Here is a 17,256-nt window from a genome sequence, read left to right on the forward strand (position 1 = left end):
TTACTTCTTCTCCATCTTTGCGCCGTAACGGCTGCGAGCCTGCTTGCGGTTCTTGACACCCTGGGTGTCGAGTGCGCCGCGGACGATCTTGTAGCGGACACCCGGAAGGTCCTTAACACGACCACCACGGACGAGCACGATGGAGTGCTCCTGGAGGTTGTGGCCAACACCGGGGATGTATGCGGTAACTTCTACGCCACCGTTGAGGCGCACACGTGCCACCTTACGGAGAGCCGAGTTCGGCTTCTTGGGGGTGGTGGTGTAAACGCGGGTGCAAACACCGCGGCGCATCGGGCTGCCCTTCAGCGCGGGAGCCTTGGTCTTGGAGACCTTCGGCGTGCGGCCCTTGCGGACCAGCTGGTTAATCGTAGGCACTTTCGTGTTCTCCGTTGTTTGATCTCTGCCCCCACACACAGGCGCCAGCCTGGGTAAACGTGGGAACTTTGGCGTTGCTCGTGCAGCCGGCCGAAACTCCGGTAGGCGTGCAAAAGTGCGGCATTCGTTGCGCATGTTGCCCGCAACCCGGAAACAGGCTCCACCCAGCACCATGAGAACAAAACCAAAATGATGCTGCGGCGGCCTTCATCCACTGCCACACAGAACAATTACCAAAAGTCTAGCACGGCTTGATCTGGCGCCTTAATCGGGTGTATGGAGGACGACGGCGGAAACGCGGCCGCCGTCGTCGTCCTCCGCTCCCCCGTCTTGCCGGGTTAAAAGCCGCTGTTAACGGGTCGGGCCCCGCACTCGAAAGTGCGGGGCCCGACCGTCAAAGCGCTAACTACCGGTTTTAGCGGAAGTCGTTGCCGAGATCGTAGTCATCCAGCGGGATGGCGTGGAACTCGGGAGCGCCGTCGCCCCCCAGGGCGTCATAGGAGAAGTCGGTGAAAGCGCTGGGGCCCGTGAACAGGCTTGCCTTTGCTTCTTCCGTCGGCTCCACAGTGACCTCTGTGTAGCGGGGCAGACCCGTACCAGCCGGGATGAGCTTACCGATGATGACGTTTTCCTTGAGGCCGAGCAGAGGATCGCTCTTGCCTTCCATGGCCGCCTGCGTCAGGACGCGGGTGGTTTCCTGGAAGGAAGCTGCCGACAGCCAGGACTCGGTTGCCAAGGAAGCCTTGGTGATACCCATGAGTTCCGGACGACCCGAAGCCGGGGACTTGCCCTCGGACACGACGCGGCGGTTCTCGTCCTCGAAGCGGGCACGCTCTGCAAGCTCACCGGGGAGCAGGTCGGAGTCGCCGGATTCGATGACGGTCACGCGGCGCAGCATCTGGCGGACGATAACCTCGACGTGCTTGTCGTGGATACCAATACCCTGGCTGCGGTAAACGCCCTGAACCTCGTCCACAAGGAACTTCTGTGCGGCACGGGGGCCCATGATGCGCAGAACCTGCTTCGGGTCCACAGGACCGTTGATCAGCTTCTGGCCGACGCTGACGTGCTCGCCATCCTCAATGAGGAGACGTGAACGGCGCAGCACCGGGTAGGCAATCTCTTCGGAACCATCGTCCGGAGTGATGACTAGGCGCATCTGGCGCTCGGACTCTTCGATGGTGATGCGGCCGGCTGCTTCAGCAATCGGTGCAACACCCTTCGGAGTACGGGCTTCGAAGAGCTCCTGGATACGGGGCAGACCCTGCGTGATGTCGTCGCCACCACCGGCCGAAACAGCACCACCGGTGTGGAACGTACGCATGGTCAGCTGGGTACCGGGCTCACCGATGGACTGTGCGGCGATAATGCCCACGGCCTCGCCGATGTCAACGGTCTTGCCGGTGGCCAGCGAACGGCCGTAGCAGAGTGCGCAGGTGCCCACCTTGGACTCACAAGTGAGTACGGAGCGAACCTTAACCTCGGTGATGCCTGCAGCCAGCAGCTGGTCGATAACGACGTCGCCGCAGTCGGTGCCGCCGGCAGCCAGGACGTTGCCCTGGGCATCGACGACGTCGACAGCCAGCGTACGTGCGTAGGCGCTGTTCTCGACGTTCTCGTCCAGGACGAGCTCACCGTTGGAATCCGGCACGGCGATCGGGGTGACCAGACCGCGTTCGGTACCACAGTCCTCTTCGCGGACGATGACGTCCTGCGAAACGTCCACCAGACGACGGGTCAAGTAACCCGAGTTGGCGGTACGGAGGGCGGTATCGGCCAGACCCTTACGGGCACCGTGCGTGGCGATGAAGTATTCCAGCACCGACAGGCCCTCGCGGTAGGAGGACTTGATCGGGCGAGGAATGATCTCACCCTTCGGGTTAGCCACAAGACCACGGATACCCGCGATCTGGCGGACCTGCATCCAGTTACCACGTGCACCGGAGGACACCATGCGGTTGATGGTGTTCATCGGGGACAGGCTGTCGCGCATCGCCTGGGCGATTTCGTTGGTTGCCTTGTTCCAGATTTCGATCAGTTCCTGGCGACGCTCGTCGTCGTCGATCAGGCCCTTGTCGTACTGGCCCTGGATCTTGGCTGCCATGTTCTCGTAACCGGCCAGGATGGCAGGCTTGGAAGTAGGCACCTCGATGTCGGAGATGGCAACCGTGACACCCGAGCGGGTGGCCCAGTAGAAGCCGGCATCCTTCAGGTTATCCAGCGTTGCCGCAGTAACAACCTTCGGGTAGCGCTCGGCGAGGTCGTTGACGATCCGGGACAGTTCGCCCTTGTCCGCAACAGCCTCAACCCACGGGTAATCCTCGGGCAGCGTCTGGTTGAAGATGACCTGGCCCAGCGAGGTTTCAACGAGAGCCGGCTGACCGGGCTCCCAACCTTCCGGAGCTTCCCACCCTGCGTAAGGCACGAAGTCGTCCAGACGGATCTTCACCTGGGAGTTCAGGTGCAGGTCACGGGCGTCGTACGCCATGATGGCTTCCGAAACCGAGGAGAAGATGCGGCCTTCGCCGGCAGAGCCGACGCGCTTGGTGGTCAGGTGGTAGAGACCGATGATCATATCCTGCGAAGGAAGGGTCACCGGACGGCCATCAGACGGCTTCAGGATGTTGTTCGAGGACAACATCAGGATGCGTGCTTCGGCCTGGGCTTCCGGGCTCAGCGGCAGGTGGACTGCCATCTGGTCGCCGTCGAAGTCAGCGTTGAAGGCGCCACAAACCAGCGGGTGAAGCTGGATTGCCTTACCTTCCACAAGCTGCGGTTCGAAGGCCTGGATGCCGAGGCGGTGCAGGGTAGGTGCACGGTTGAGCAGCACCGGGTGTTCGGTGATGATCTCTTCCAGTACGTCCCAAACCTGCGGACGGTAACGCTCAACCATGCGCTTTGCCGACTTGATGTTTTGGGCGTGGTTGAGGTCAACCAGGCGCTTCATCACGAACGGCTTGAAGAGCTCCAGGGCCATCTGCTTGGGCAGGCCACACTGGTGCAGTTTCAGCTGCGGGCCAACAACGATGACCGAACGGCCGGAGTAGTCAACACGCTTGCCGAGCAGGTTCTGGCGGAAACGACCCTGCTTGCCCTTGAGCATGTCGCTCAGGGACTTCAGCGGACGGTTGCCCGGACCCGTGACGGGGCGGCCACGACGACCGTTGTCGAAAAGGCTGTCAACAGCTTCCTGAAGCATGCGCTTCTCGTTGTTGACGATGATCTCCGGAGCACCGAGGTCAAGCAGGCGCTTGAGTCGGTTGTTGCGGTTGATCACGCGGCGGTAGAGGTCGTTGAGGTCGGAGGTCGCAAAGCGGCCACCGTCCAGCTGGACCATCGGGCGCAGTTCCGGCGGGATCACCGGAACGGCGTCGAGAACCATGCCGAGCGGGCTGTTGTTGGTGGTCAGGAACGCGTTGACAACCTTCAAGCGCTTCAGGGCACGCGTCTTACGCTGGCCCTTGCCGTTCTGGATGGTGTCGCGCAATGACTCGGCTTCAGCCTGCATGTCAAAGGTCTCGAGGCGCTTCTTGATGGCCTCGGCACCCATGGAGCCCTCGAAGTACAGACCGTAACGGTCGCGCAGCTCGCGGTAAAGGCCTTCGTCGCCTTCAAGGTCAGCAACCTTGAGGTTCTTGAAGCGGTCCCAAACCTGCTCAAGGCGCTCGATGTCGGCGTCGGCACGCTTGCGGACGTTTGCCATCTGGCGGTCAGCAGAGTCGCGGGCCTTCTTCTTGTCGGCAGCCTTGGCACCTTCGCCTTCAAGACGGGCAAGCTCGTCTTCAAGGTCGCGGGCGATCGTGGCGATGTCGCTGTCGCGGTTGTCCACCATCTGCTTCTTCTCGAGGTCGTGCTCGACCTGGAGGTTCGGCAGTTCGGCGTGACGGCTTTCGGTGTCAACGCTGGTGATCATGTAAGCAGCGAAGTAGATGACCTTCTCAAGGTCCTTCGGTGCCAGGTCCAAAAGGTAGCCCAAGCGCGAGGGAACGCCCTTGAAGTACCAGATGTGGGTTACAGGCGCAGCCAGTTCGATGTGGCCCATGCGCTCACGACGCACCTTGGCGCGGGTGACTTCAACGCCACAACGCTCGCAAATGATGCCCTTGAAGCGCACGCGCTTGTACTTGCCGCAGTAGCATTCCCAGTCGCGGGACGGGCCGAAGATCTTCTCGCAGAAGAGTCCGTCCTTCTCGGGCTTGAGCGTGCGGTAGTTGATGGTTTCCGGCTTCTTGACCTCACCGTAAGACCATCCGCGGATGTCTTCCGCGGTGGCGAGGCCGATCTGCATGAGGCCGAAGGAGGATTCGCTGGACATATGGTCCCTGTTCTCTCTTGTTCTCTAAATTCTGAAGTCTTGGTTACGGGAAGAGGGAGTTGTTCCGACGGACAGTGGTTGAGGCTGTCCGCCGGAACAGCTGCTAGACCTCTTCTACGGAACTGGGCTCTGCACGAGACAGATCGATGCCCAGTTCTTCCGCAGCCGTGAAGACTGCGTCATCAGAGTCACGCATTTCGATCGTGGTTCCATCGGTGGAAAGAACTTCCACGTTCAGGCACAACGACTGCATTTCCTTGATCAAGACCTTGAAGGACTCGGGAACGCCAGGCTCAGGGATGTTTTCGCCCTTGACGATGGCTTCGTAGACCTTCACACGACCATGGATGTCATCGGACTTGATCGTGAGGAGTTCCTGAAGGGTGTAGGCGGCACCGTAAGCTTCGAGCGCCCACACTTCCATTTCACCGAAGCGCTGGCCACCGAACTGAGCCTTACCACCCAGCGGCTGCTGCGTGATCATGGAGTACGGGCCGGTGGAACGCGCGTGGATCTTGTCGTCCACCAAGTGGTGGAGCTTCAGGATGTACATGTAACCGACGGAGATCGGGTCCGGGAACGGCTCGCCGGAGCGGCCGTCGAACAGACGGGTCTTGCCGGAGGAGTCGATCAGGCGGTCGCCATCGCGGGTCACGTTGGTGGAGTCAAGCAGGCCCGTGATTTCTTCTTCGCGGGCGCCATCGAACACCGGTGTGGCAACGGTGGTCTGGCCGGTTTCACGGGGCAGGTTGGGCAGGTTCTTGACCCACTCCGGCTCGCCCTCAATCTTCCAACCGGTCTTGGCAACCCAACCGAGGTGGGTTTCCAGAACCTGGCCAACGTTCATACGACCCGGAACACCAAGCGGGTTCAGGACGATGTCCACCGGGGTACCGTCTGCAAGGAAGGGCATGTCTTCGATCGGAAGGATCTTGGAGATGACACCCTTGTTGCCGTGACGGCCGGCGAGCTTGTCGCCGTCGGTGATCTTGCGCTTGGCTGCAACATAGACGCGGACCAGCTGGTTCACGCCCGGGGGCAGTTCGTCGTCGTTGTCGCGGTCGAAGACGCGCACGCCGATGACCGTGCCGGACTCGCCGTGGGGCACCTTCAGGGAGGTGTCGCGGACTTCGCGGGACTTCTCACCGAAGATCGCGCGGAGAAGGCGCTCTTCCGGGGTCAGTTCGGTTTCACCCTTAGGGGTGACCTTTCCGACCAGGATGTCGCCGGCTTCAACCTCGGCACCGATGTGGATGATGCCGCGCTCGTCCAGGCCTGCAAGGACTTCCTCGGACACGTTGGGGATGTCACGGGTGATTTCCTCGGCACCAAGCTTGGTGTCGCGGGCATCAATTTCGTGCTCCTCAATGTGGATGGAGGAAAGAACATCCTCAGCAACAATGCGCTGGGACAGGATGATGGCGTCCTCGAAGTTGTGGCCTTCCCATGACATGAATGCCACGAGGAGGTTCTTACCGAGAGCAAGCTCACCCTGGTCCGTTGCGGGACCGTCAGCGATGATGCCGCCAACTTCCAGGCGCTGGCCTTCGTTGACCAGGACACGGTGGTTGTAGCAGTTGCCCTGGTTGGAACGGGCGAACTTGTTGATGCGGTAGTTGGTCTCGGTACCGTCGTCGTTGATCATGACAACGAGCTCGGCGGAAACCTCGGTGACCACACCTGCCTTCTTCGCGATGACAACGTCACCGGCGTCAACAGCTGCTGCGCGCTCCATGCCGGTGCCCACGAAAGGAGCCTCGGAGCGGACCAGCGGCACGGCTTGGCGCTGCATGTTGGCACCCATAAGTGCACGGTTTGCATCGTCATGCTCAAGGAACGGGATCAGGGCGGTTGCCACGGACACCATCTGGCGCGGGGAAACGTCCATGAACTGAACGTCGGCAGCGGGAACCAGAACGGGCTCGCCTCCACCACCACGGGCACGGACAAGGACGGTCTCTTCAGAGAACTTCTTGTCAGCGTCCAGCGGAGCGTTGGCCTGTGCGATCAGGACCTCGGCTTCGTCATCGGCCGTCAGGTATTGGACTTCGTCGGAAACGACGCCCTCGGAAACCAGGCGGTACGGCGTCTCGATGAAGCCGAACGGGTTGATGCGGCCGTAGGATGCCAGCGAACCGATCAGACCAATGTTCGGGCCTTCAGGGGTTTCGATGGGGCACATACGTCCGTAGTGGGACGGGTGAACGTCTCGAACTTCCATGCCTGCGCGGTCACGGGACAGACCACCCGGGCCAAGTGCCGACAGGCGGCGCTTGTGGGTCAGACCCGAAAGCGGGTTGTTCTGGTCCATGAACTGCGACAGCTGGGACGTTCCGAAGAACTCCTTGATGGCTGCAACAACAGGGCGGATGTTGATCAGTGTCTGCGGCGTGATGGCCTCGACGTCCTGCGTGGTCATGCGTTCGCGGACGACGCGTTCCATACGGGAAAGACCGGTGCGGACCTGGTTCTCGATCAGTTCGCCAACGGCGCGGATGCGACGGTTGCCGAAGTGGTCGATGTCATCGACGTCGACGCGGAGCTCGTGGTCTTCGCCGTCGCGCTTGCCCATGAGGGTCTTCTCGCCGGCGTGAAGCGCAACGAGGAACTTGATCATGGCGACGATGTCTTCAACGTGCAGGACCGACGCTTCCTTGTCTCCAAGGGAGCGGTCGATGCCGAGCTTGCGGTTGATCTTGTAACGGCCAACCTTGGCCAGATCGTAGCGCTTGGCGTTGAAGTACAGGTTGTCCAGCAGGGACTGGGCAGCCTCAACTGTGGGCGGCTCGCCCGGACGCAGCTTGCGGTAGATGTCCAGAAGCGCGTCTTCGCGGGTCTCGGTGGCGTCCTTCTCCAGCGTTGCACGCATGGAGTCGTACTGGCCGAACTCTTCCAGGATCTGGCCTTCGGTCCAACCGAGGGCCTTCAGGAGAACGGTGACCGACTGCTTGCGCTTGCGGTCGAGGCGAACGCCGACCTGGTCGCGCTTGTCGATTTCGAGTTCGAACCATGCACCACGCGACGGGATGATCTTCGCAGTGAAGATGTCCTTGTCACTGGTCTTGTCAGCGGTGCGCTCAAAGTAGGCGCCCGGTGAACGGACCAGCTGGGAGACAACAACACGCTCGGTGCCGTTGACGACGAACGTTCCCTTTTCAGTCATGAGGGGGAAGTCGCCCATGAACACGGTCTGCTGCTTGATTTCGCCCGTGTTGTTGTTCATGAACTCGGCCTTGACATACAGCGGTGCCGAGTAAGTGGCGTCACGGTCTTTGCATTCGGCCATGGTGTACTTCGGGTCAGCGAACTCCGGCTCGGAGAAGCTCAGGGACATGGTGCCCTGGAAGTCCTCGATTGGGGAGATCTCTTCGAAGATGTCGGCAAGTCCGGAGGTGGTGGCGACGCTAAGGTCGCCCTCCTCGACAGCCTTCGCTACCCGCGCCTGCCAGCGTTCGTTTCCGACCAGCCAGTCAAAGCTGTCCGTCTGCAGGGCGAGAAGATTCGGAACATCAAGGGGTTCGTGAATCTTTGCGAATGAGAGGCGGCGGGTGGCACCATCGGTGCTTGCCGTGTTAGCGGTTTCGTTATTAGAGGTGCTCGAGGCGACCAAGAGGGATCCTTCCACAGACCTTCAGGCGTTTTCAGATCTCCCCCGTTTGCATCCCGCAGAGTGCTCCGCAGAATACTTGTTCCGGTTCCGCTATATGACCCGGACCCAGTCTGCTCAAGGACAATGCACGTTTCGGAACGGCACGTCAATGGCGCAGCTGAGAGGTAAAGCCCACCGCTATATGAAGGCTGAAGGTTAACAGGGAAGACGCAAATATCTACGATACGGCAAAGCAGCCTTTCTGTCTACCCCAGATCGTCCGTGATTGCAAGCACGGTTGCTGCAGGCACCAATGGCGCGCAGCTACCCCATGGAATGGGGGGAACGGCACAATTGTTGAAGAGGTAGGTTGCCGCGGGCTCCGCGATAGCCTTGCTACACCACTCCCGGATCGGAAGAGAGACCATGACCAACTCCGCTGACGACAATGACGTTGTCATCCTTGCTGCTTCCCGTACCCCACAGGGTCGGCTCAACGGGCAACTGGCGGGCTTCACCGCCGTCGACCTCGGTGCACATGCCATAGGTGCCGCCTTGGCCGCAAGTGGTGTCAAAGCCGAACAGGTGGATGCTGTCATCATGGGCCAGGTCCTTCAGGCCGGCGCTGGCCAAAATCCGGCGCGGCAGAGCGCCATTGCAGCAGGCGTCGGCTGGAACATCCCTGCCGTCACCATTAACAAAGTGTGCCTCTCCGGCCTCACAGCGGTCATTGATGCCGCACGCATGATCCGCAGCGGAGATGCCACCGTGGTGGTTGCCGGGGGCCAGGAATCCATGACCCGCGCGCCGCACCTCCTCCCGGGATCCCGGCAAGGATGGACTTACGGAGCCATCCAGGCGCTGGACGTCGCGGCCCATGACGGCCTCACCGATGCCTTCGATGGACAGTCCATGGGCTTGTCCACCGAAACGAAAAACGTCACCCTCGGCATCGACCGAAAGGCCCAGGACGAGGTGGCTGCTGCCTCGCACCAGCGCGCCGCTGCAGCCATCGCGGACGGAACCTTCGACGTCGAAATCGCTCCGGTAAGTGTCAAGCAGCGCAAGGGCGATCCCCTGGTGCTCACCGCGGATGAGGGCGTCAGGCCCAACACCTCGTTGGAGACGCTTGCACCACTCAAGGCTGCATTCGCCACCGACGGCACCATCACCGCAGGCAACTCCTCTCCCCTGTCCGACGGCGCCTCCGCACTCGTGTTGACCAGTCGCCGCTTCGCCAAGGACAACGGGCTGGACTACCTTGCTGTGGTTGGCAAGCCCGGCCAGGTTGCAGGGCCGGACAACTCGCTGCACTCCCAGCCATCGAACGCCATCGCGCAGGCTTTGAAACGCGCGGGCTGGACGGCGGAGGACCTGGACTTCATTGAAATCAACGAGGCCTTCGGTTCGGTGGCTGTCCAGTCCCTTAAAGACCTCCGCTACCCCTTGGAGAAGTGCAACATCCACGGCGGTGCCATTGCTCTGGGCCACCCTATTGGTGCGTCTGGAGCGCGGCTTGCACTGCACGCCGCGCACGAGCTTAAGCGCAGGGGAACCGGGAAAGCTGCTGTCTCCCTGTGCGGGGGCGGGGGCCAGGGTGAAGCCCTCCTCCTGTACCGCGACTGATGGCTGAGGAATTGGCTGTACCAGGGATGGACGGAGCCGAACGATTCTTGTCCGATGCCGCCGCGCGCGGACTGGACGTCGACGTCGTCGAGCGTCCGGCTGCCCGCAGCTTGGACGAAGCCGCCGGTATTCTGGGCATCAGCCCCGCGGACATCGTGAAGTCTTTGGTGGTCAAACATCGTGATGGCAGTTTCCTGTTCGCACTGATTCCCGGGGACCGCCAGATTTCCTGGCCCAAGCTGCGAGCCTTGGTGGGCGTCAACAAACTCTCGCTCCCGCATGCCGACGTTGCCTTGGCCGCCACCGGTTATGAACGCGGCACCATCACTCCGTTGGGCAGCACCACGCCTTGGCCCGTGTACGCCGATGCCACCATCACCGGGCGTCGCATCTCCATGGGCGCGGGAGCGCATGGCAGAAGTGCCTTCGTGGACGCGGACGCACTCACCGCAGCCCTGGGCGCGGTAGTAGCAGACATCAGCGAACCCTTCATATAGCAACGCGGGGTCACTTGCGGCCCATTCCGCGGGGAATATTGGGCCGTAAGTGACCCCGCGTTGTTTTTAAACGCAGGAAGCCCCGCCCGGCGAACCGGACGGGGCTTCCACAAGCAAAAACGAGTTACTTGAGGGTAACCGTTGCGCCAGCTTCTTCGAGCTGAGCCTTTGCCTTCTCGGCAGCTTCCTTGGTGGCGCCTTCGAGAACAGCCTTCGGTGCGCTGTCAACCAGGTCCTTGGCTTCCTTGAGGCCGAGGGAGGTGATGGCGCGAACTTCCTTGATCACTGCGATCTTCTTGTCGCCAGCAGCTTCGAGAACGACGTCGAATTCAGTCTTCTCTTCAGCAGCTTCAGCAGCACCGCCGGCAGCGGGGCCGGCAACTGCAACAGCAGCAGCCGTAACTTCGAAGGTCTCTTCGAAGAGCTTGACGAACTCGGAGAGCTCGATGATGGTCAGTTCCTTGAAAGCTTCAATGAGCTCTTCGTTGCTGAGCTTCGCCATGGTGGCGTCCTTCCATTAGTTGGTGCAGATCCGGGCTAAACCGGTCCATGCACCAGAGTTTGATTGAGGGGAGAACTTAGTTCTCTTCGGTTGCAGCTTCTGCGGCTTCGGCCGGAGCCGCAACCTCTTCAGCTGCAGCCTCTTCAGCGGCCGGGGCTTCTTCAGCGGCCGGTGCAGATGCGCCGCCCTCTTCTTCAAGCTTGAGGCGCAGGGCGTCGATGATGCGTGCAGCAGCGGATGCGGGGGCCTTGAGGACACCAGCAACACGTGCAAGCTGCAGCTCGCGGGACTCGAGGGCTGCCAGTGCGGCAACTCCTGCTGCGTCCAATGCCTTGCCTTCGAAGACGCCGGTCTTGATAACCAGCTGCTTGTTGGCCTTGGCAAAGTCCGTCAGGCTCTTGGCAGCAGCAACAGCGTCACCCTTGATGAAGGCGATTGCAGTAGGGCCGGCAAGCTGATCGTTGAATGCTTCAACTCCAGCTTCCTTGGCTGCAATGGCACTCAGGGTGTTCTTGACGACCGAGAACTTGGTGTCCTGGCCGAGCGCAACACGCAGTTCCTTGAGCTGTGCAACAGTGAGCCCGCGGTATTCGGTCAGGACAGCCGCGTTCGATTCCTTGAAATCGTTGGTGATCTCCGCAACAGCGGAAACCTTGCTAGGCGTTGTCATAACCCTCCTTCCGGGGAATAAAGCCGGTCTTCCGGGTCCCCGCTCACGAGAGCTAAAACTAAAAAACGCCCCGCGCAGATGCACGGGGCTTGGCTCAACACAGTTTGATCCGTGGAGACTTGCTTCGTTCACCTGCGCCGGCCGCCCTATGTTCAGGGTCCTTCGTCAAGGAATTCACTGTTATCTCACGGGCACGGCTACAGAATTGAGCTGTGCTCGAAAGAGTGGATTCCCATCAACCGACGGTCTTTGGTACTTCAAGGTTACGGGAGAGCGCGCGGCAAACCAAATCGACCCTGCCTAGTCCGAGGATGTCGCGCCTGCAAGCCTGCCCGGAAGTTCCTTCTGCCACAATCCGGTGACACCCGCCGTAGCGAATCCCAGCTGCTTGTTGACGGTCAGGAGGTACCTGTTCTCAGGGGCGTTCCAGGTATAGATGACCCGCGCATCCGGGAACTGCTCACTCAACCGTTCCATGTTGGCGACCTTGATCAGCAGCCCCAGCTTGTTGCCCCGGTGCTCCTGAAGTACCAAGGTATCGTCCTGGAACACCACGTCCTGGCGGTGCGCGAGGACGCTGATGGTGGTCAGGCCCACCAGCCGACCGCTCTCAACATGCTCGACGGCGGTAACCACCGTGCGTCGACCCTGCGCCAAGGCGGCGTCCTCGGTTTCGCGCAGTACCGTTGGGTCGAAAACCATGCCGCTTGCCTCGACTTCAGGTGCGTCTTCGTCCCCCTCGTCACGGACTACCTCCCCGGCAGCGTTCTCCAGTGCGGCCACGGCTTCGAGCCAGGTTTCGGGGCAGCGGTCGGTCCAGTGGTGCAGGGCATACCGGCCGCCGTTGGCTTCCTCCGCTTCAACCTGCAGGTCCCCCACAAGCTTGGAATCCAAGGGAAGCACGCACGAGCTGAACTGTTCAATGTGCTGAAGGGTGTAGCCTGCCCGTTTGGCGAAGTCCACCTCCCTGCTGCTCTCAGGAACAAAACCAGCACCACTGCCCGGGATCAACTGGTCCTCGGGTATCTCAGTGAGCGACGTTGCCGGATGGTTGGTATCCACCAGGGCCATGGTCCGCCCCTCTGCCCGGGCGAGTGCCTCCGCGGCCTCCAACAACTGACGTCCGACGCCCTGCCCCTGATACTCGGGAAGGATGTCCAAGGTGAACTCGGCCAGTTCCAGGTTGTCCGCCAGAGGCAAGGCAATGTCCACGGTTCCCACCATGACGCCCCCTACCTTTGCCACCAGGATGATCTGGCGCTCATAGGGATCGGAAAACTCCAGCAGCTTTTCCAAGGGCGTGTAGGCGAGGTCGTCGCTCCCCCAGGTCTCCATGCGTACCCGGCGCCCCACCTCTACGGCGTCCAGGAAATCAGCGGCGTCGGGGCTGTCCAGGGTGTCAGGCACCCACAGCTGCTCGACTTGAACGGTCTTCGCCTCGTCTACAGTCATTCCAGCCGTTTCTGCCATTCGCCGTCAAAGCCGGAAGGCTTGAACCCCAAGGCGACATTTATGGCCAGCATATGCCGGTTTTCATTGGCATTCCATGTCATCACGGACGTGGCGGCCGGCCACAGCTGCTCAAGACGGCGAAGATTGGCAATCTTGACCAGCATGCCAAGGCCATGCCCTCGGTGCCCGGGAGCCACCAAGGTGTCCTCCTGGTAGACCATGCCCGGGGTAGCCTCGCGGTGGGTGAGGGTGGTGTAAGCCGCCAACTCTCCCGTGGCGGCGTGGCGGGCAACAGCCACAGTGGAAGCGATGCCACCTGCCAGCCAGGTGGATTCCTCCACACGGACCCGGTTGGCATCCCAGACCTCGCCCTCCCAGCCCAGTCCCGCGATGGGCACCTCTGTACTCATGAGGCTTTTCAACTTGGCAAACACGTCCACCAGCTCATCAGGGCAGCGGTCCTGCCACCCGATGAAGCTGTAGCCGCTTGCCCGCATTGCTGCTTGCTCTTCAAGGTCCTGCAGGAGCGCCTCCCCCACCGGGAGGGGCAGGCTGCTGTTGGTTTCCACTTGCTCCAGGGAGTACCCGTGGTGCAAGGCAAAGCAGGTGGAGGCGGAATCCATGGGGACGCCACCTGTGCCGGACTTTGCCTCCAACAACTCACCGCCCGGGATGAGTAGCCCTATTGGCTCCGCGCAAAACGCGTCAAAGGACACGCGGTCCCGCGCCCGGGCTTGCTGCTCCAGGACTTCGAGGACTTTCGTCCCGATGCCGCGGCGACGATAGGCGGCGTCAACCAGAACATCCACACCCGCCGTCGTCGTGTTTTCACTCAGCGGCAAGGTCAGCGTTCCGCTGCCCACTACGGTTCGGTCGAGCCGTGCCAGGAAGACATGCCGTTCTTCATATTTGTTTCCCTGCCAGAAGAGGACGGCTTCAGCCAAGGTGGAGCAGCGGTCCAGGTTTCCCCAGAGATCCATGTGGTGGGCAACATCCAACTCATGGAAGGCCCGGAAATCAGGCGCCCCGCTCGCGTCAGGGCTTCTAGGGACCGGAATCCGGTCAACAGACAACCCAGCCAGGGCGGGAAAGTTCGACGACGACACGCACCACAGCCTACGGCGCACCACTACCGGTGAACAGGGAACACGACAAGAAAAAGGACCGCCCGGCAATGCCGGACGGTCCTTCTCTCAGAGCAAGTGCTCGCGAAGCTTATGCGTCTACGAGAACCTTGGTGACGTTCGGGTCAACGGTGATGCCCGGACCGAACGTGGTGGCAACAGTAGCCTTCTGGATGTAGCGGCCCTTGGAAGCGGACGGCTTCAGACGAAGCACCTCTTCCAGTGCAGCTGCGTAGTTCTCAGCCAGCTTGTTGACGTCGAAAGACACCTTGCCGATGATGAAGTGCAGGTTGGAGTGCTTGTCGACGCGGAAGTCGATCTTGCCACCCTTGATGTCATTGACAGCCTTGGTGACATCCGGGGTAACCGTACCGGTCTTCGGGTTCGGCATCAGGTTACGCGGGCCCAGGACCTTACCGAGGCGGCCAACCTTGCCCATGAGGTCAGGGGTTGCCACGGCGGCGTCGAAGTCGGTCCAGCCGGCTGCGATCTTTTCGATCAGGTCATCGGAACCAACGAAGTCGGCGCCGGCAGCGATTGCTGCTTCTGCTTTGTCGCCGGTTGCGAAAACGAGGACGCGGGCGGTCTTACCGGTGCCGTGCGGCAGGTTGACGGTGCCACGAACCATCTGGTCAGCCTTGCGAGGGTCAACGCCCAGGCGGAAAGCGACCTCAACGGTTGCGTCGAACTTGGAAGGATTGGTGTCCTTCGCGAGGGTGATGGCCTCGATCGGGGCGTAGACCTTGTCTGCCTCGATCTTGGCTACGGCTGCCTCATATGCTTTGCTGCGCTTTGCCATGCTGCTATTTCTCCTTGTGCAGTTGTGGTCAGCGGACCGCGCTGGGCCCTGCCACAAGCCGAGGATCCGGCAAGGATCCTGCGACATTTCAATGTTTCAGATGCCGGTTGCCCGGCGGGTGAAGGCCGCAGGGGCCTTCGAAGGCTACTAGCCTTCTACGGTGATACCCATGGAGCGGGCGGTGCCGGCGATGATCAGGGCAGCTGCCTTGATGTCGTTGGCGTTGAGGTCTTCCATCTTGGTGGAAGCAATTTCCTCAACCTGTGCCTGGGTCAGCTTGGCAACCTTGACGGTGTGCGGGGTAGCCGAACCCTTGGCGACGCCTGCGGCCTTCTTAATGAGCTCTGCAGCCGGCGGGGTCTTGGTGATGAAGGTGAAGGAACGGTCTTCGTAAACCGTGATTTCAACCGGGATAACGTTTCCGCGCTGGGATTCCGTTGCAGCGTTGTACGCCTTGCAGAATTCCATGATGTTGACACCGTGCTGGCCAAGCGCAGGACCGATCGGCGGGGCCGGGTTAGCGGCACCTGCCTGGATCTGCAGCTTGATGAGGCCGGTGACCTTCTTCTTGGGAGCCAATGTAGGGTCCTTCTCTCAATAGCTTCCTGGGACACAGGAGCGCGTCCCAGGTTGGTGGCCGCCATGGCGAGGCGGCCGGCCGCTCCCGAACTGCTAAGCAGGCAGGACTGGAGCGAAATTTTTGAATCAGCTAGATCTTGGTGACCTGGTTGAATGCGAGCGTCACCGGGGTTTCGCGCTCGAAGATCGAGACCAGAACCACAAGGGTCTGGGACTCGGGCTTGATCTCGGAGATCGTTGCCGGGAGGGTCTCGAACGGACCTTCCTTGACGATGACCGACTCGCCGACCTCGAAGTCGACGGCCACGGGAGCCTGGTTCTGCTTGTTGACGGGTTTGCCCTGCTCTGCCTGCTCTTCTTCGAAGACCGGGGCGAGCATGGAGAAGACCTCATCGAGCCGCAGCGGGACGGGGTTGTGGGCGTTGCCCACGAAACCGGTGACACCCGGCGTGTGGCGCACGGCGCCCCAGGAGGCGTCGGTCAGGTCCATGCGGACCAGGACATAGCCGGGAATGCGAACGCGGTTGATGACCTTGCGCTGCGCGTTCTTGATCTCGACGACTTCTTCCATGGGCACCTGGATCTCGAAGATGTAATCTTCCATGTCCAGGGTCTGGATGCGGGTCTCAAGGTTGGCCTTCACGCGGTTCTCGTAACCGGCGTAGGAGTGGATGACGTACCAGTCACCTTCCTGGCGGCGCAGCTTGGCTTTGAACTCTTCGGCCGGATCGGCGGGAGCTGCAGCAGCAGCGGCCGCGAGGTCGTCGCCGTCGGACTCCTCCGAAGCATCCTCATCGCTTGCGACAGCGTCCGACGCCTCGTCAGACTCGGCGTCTACGTCAGCTTCGAAATCCTCTTCGGAATCTTCGGCGTCGGCAGATTCGGGCGCAGCAGAATCGACCTCGGACTCTTCCACAGCCTCAGCTGTAGCGCCCTCAGTTTCTTCCAGCTCAGTCTCGTTTACCTCGAGCTCCTGCTCAGACACTTGGTCTCCTGCTTCCTCATTGCCTAACATGCCTATTTAAATGGCTCAATTCCGCAAACCCCGCAAAATCCCTGAACTAACAAGGAATTCACACAGTTTGCGGACAGATCCGCTTATTGGTCCGTAGCGCCTGTCCCACCGAAGACCCAACTGGCTCCCGTCCCGAAGGCGATGTCCAGCAGGCTGACGATGAGCATCATGATGGCCACAAACACCAGCACCACGAGCGTGTAATTGATCAGTTCCTTACGGGTGGGCGCAACGACCTTCTTCAGTTCGCCAATGACCTGGCGGACGAAGAGTGAAATACGGGCGAAGAAGCCGCGATCGGCTTTCTTGGCGGGACGGCCCTTCGAGCTGCTGGCAGCTGTTTCGGTCACCTGGTCCTCACTCACCTTGCAAAGTCGTTGACCCGACTCTGATCAGAGCCATGGTTGCTGCGCGTGCCCCGGCGTTTCCGCCGGAACAGCTTGCGCAGGGCAGACAGGACTCGAACCTGCAACCTGCGGTTTTGGAGACCGCTGCGCTACCAATTGCGCCACTACCCTATGGATCGAATCCATGTTTCAGGCCGCACTTCAGCCTGTGGTGCTTTTCAACACCGGTGAACCAGTCTACGCAAGAATTTCGCGATAGTCGAACCGACCCGATTCCGAACCTCCCGGCCCCAAAAGCCTGTGACCAGCATTATCAGTCACAAAGTTCTGCAGGCACCCGGCAGCTCCGCAGAACAGCATAAGGTA

General features: G+C 61.0%; 13 protein-coding genes and 1 tRNA gene. 2 read left to right on the top strand and 12 right to left on the bottom strand.

The genetic code is table 11. From position 1 onward, the window contains the following. The 3 genes from rpsL to rpoB all read right to left on the bottom strand — a co-directional run bounded on the left by rpsL (position 1) and on the right by rpoB (position 8,300). Positions 1-375 carry a 30S ribosomal protein S12 gene (rpsL, locus tag ACLRGI_RS04520; RefSeq protein ID WP_009358312.1) on the bottom strand — a complete coding sequence of 125 codons (375 nt, stop codon included), beginning with the start codon at positions 373-375 and terminating at the stop codon, positions 1-3. Between the two features lie 415 nt (positions 376-790). Then, positions 791-4,690 (bottom strand): DNA-directed RNA polymerase subunit beta', encoded by a 3,900-nt coding sequence (locus tag ACLRGI_RS04525; RefSeq protein ID WP_144648596.1) that lies wholly within the window; start codon positions 4,688-4,690, stop codon positions 791-793. 103 nt (positions 4,691-4,793) lie between these two features. Next, a complete protein-coding gene (gene rpoB / locus ACLRGI_RS04530) occupies positions 4,794-8,300 on the bottom strand; it encodes a DNA-directed RNA polymerase subunit beta (RefSeq protein ID WP_043471397.1) in 3,507 nt (1,168 codons plus the stop codon). 405 nt (positions 8,301-8,705) lie between these two features. Here rpoB and ACLRGI_RS04535 point away from each other — a divergent pair, with 405 nt between their 5' ends. Next, on the top strand, positions 8,706-9,905 hold the full coding sequence (locus tag ACLRGI_RS04535; protein ID WP_419200470.1) for an acetyl-CoA C-acetyltransferase: 1,200 nt from the start codon (positions 8,706-8,708) through the stop codon (positions 9,903-9,905). Then, complete coding sequence (locus tag ACLRGI_RS04540; RefSeq protein WP_419200471.1) at positions 9,905-10,402, top strand: aminoacyl-tRNA deacylase; 498 nt, start codon at positions 9,905-9,907, stop codon at positions 10,400-10,402. The genes ACLRGI_RS04535 and ACLRGI_RS04540 overlap by 1 nt, the downstream gene beginning before the upstream one ends. Positions 10,403-10,526: 124 nt before the next feature. Here the strand turns inward: ACLRGI_RS04540 and rplL are convergent, their stop codons facing one another. The 9 genes from rplL to ACLRGI_RS04585 form a co-directional block, all read right to left on the bottom strand. Beyond that, a complete protein-coding gene (gene rplL / locus ACLRGI_RS04545; protein WP_011775604.1) occupies positions 10,527-10,904 on the bottom strand; it encodes a 50S ribosomal protein L7/L12 in 378 nt (125 codons plus the stop codon). A gap of 76 nt (positions 10,905-10,980) precedes the next feature. Beyond that, positions 10,981-11,574, bottom strand: a complete 594-nt coding sequence (gene rplJ, locus ACLRGI_RS04550) for a 50S ribosomal protein L10 (protein WP_062073190.1) — start codon at positions 11,572-11,574, stop codon at positions 10,981-10,983. 300 nt (positions 11,575-11,874) lie between these two features. Further along, positions 11,875-13,044: a GNAT family N-acetyltransferase gene (locus tag ACLRGI_RS04555; RefSeq protein ID WP_419200472.1), complete on the bottom strand. Its 1,170-nt coding sequence runs from the start codon at positions 13,042-13,044 to the stop codon at positions 11,875-11,877. Further along, on the bottom strand, positions 13,023-14,132 hold the full coding sequence (locus tag ACLRGI_RS04560; protein ID WP_419200473.1) for a GNAT family N-acetyltransferase: 1,110 nt from the start codon (positions 14,130-14,132) through the stop codon (positions 13,023-13,025). The genes ACLRGI_RS04555 and ACLRGI_RS04560 overlap by 22 nt, the downstream gene beginning before the upstream one ends. Positions 14,133-14,241: 109 nt before the next feature. After that, complete coding sequence (gene rplA / locus ACLRGI_RS04565; RefSeq protein WP_011775608.1) at positions 14,242-14,949, bottom strand: 50S ribosomal protein L1; 708 nt, start codon at positions 14,947-14,949, stop codon at positions 14,242-14,244. 147 nt (positions 14,950-15,096) lie between these two features. Further along, positions 15,097-15,528 (bottom strand): 50S ribosomal protein L11, encoded by a 432-nt coding sequence (gene rplK / locus ACLRGI_RS04570; RefSeq protein WP_011775609.1) that lies wholly within the window; start codon positions 15,526-15,528, stop codon positions 15,097-15,099. 130 nt (positions 15,529-15,658) lie between these two features. Continuing rightward, the gene (gene nusG / locus ACLRGI_RS04575; protein WP_419200474.1) at positions 15,659-16,513 is read right to left on the bottom strand and encodes a transcription termination/antitermination protein NusG; all 855 of its coding nucleotides are present in this window, start codon (positions 16,511-16,513) and stop codon (positions 15,659-15,661) included. A gap of 113 nt (positions 16,514-16,626) precedes the next feature. Further along, the gene (gene secE / locus ACLRGI_RS04580) at positions 16,627-16,908 is read right to left on the bottom strand and encodes a preprotein translocase subunit SecE (RefSeq protein ID WP_419200475.1); all 282 of its coding nucleotides are present in this window, start codon (positions 16,906-16,908) and stop codon (positions 16,627-16,629) included. Between the two features lie 80 nt (positions 16,909-16,988). Further along, positions 16,989-17,061: transfer RNA gene (locus ACLRGI_RS04585), tRNA-Trp, on the bottom strand. Positions 17,062-17,256: the final 195 nt, after the last annotated feature.

The sequence above is a fragment of the Paenarthrobacter sp. PPS72 genome (genome assembly GCF_048537125.1).
Classification (GTDB): Bacteria; Actinomycetota; Actinomycetes; order Actinomycetales; family Micrococcaceae; genus Arthrobacter; species Arthrobacter nitroguajacolicus_E.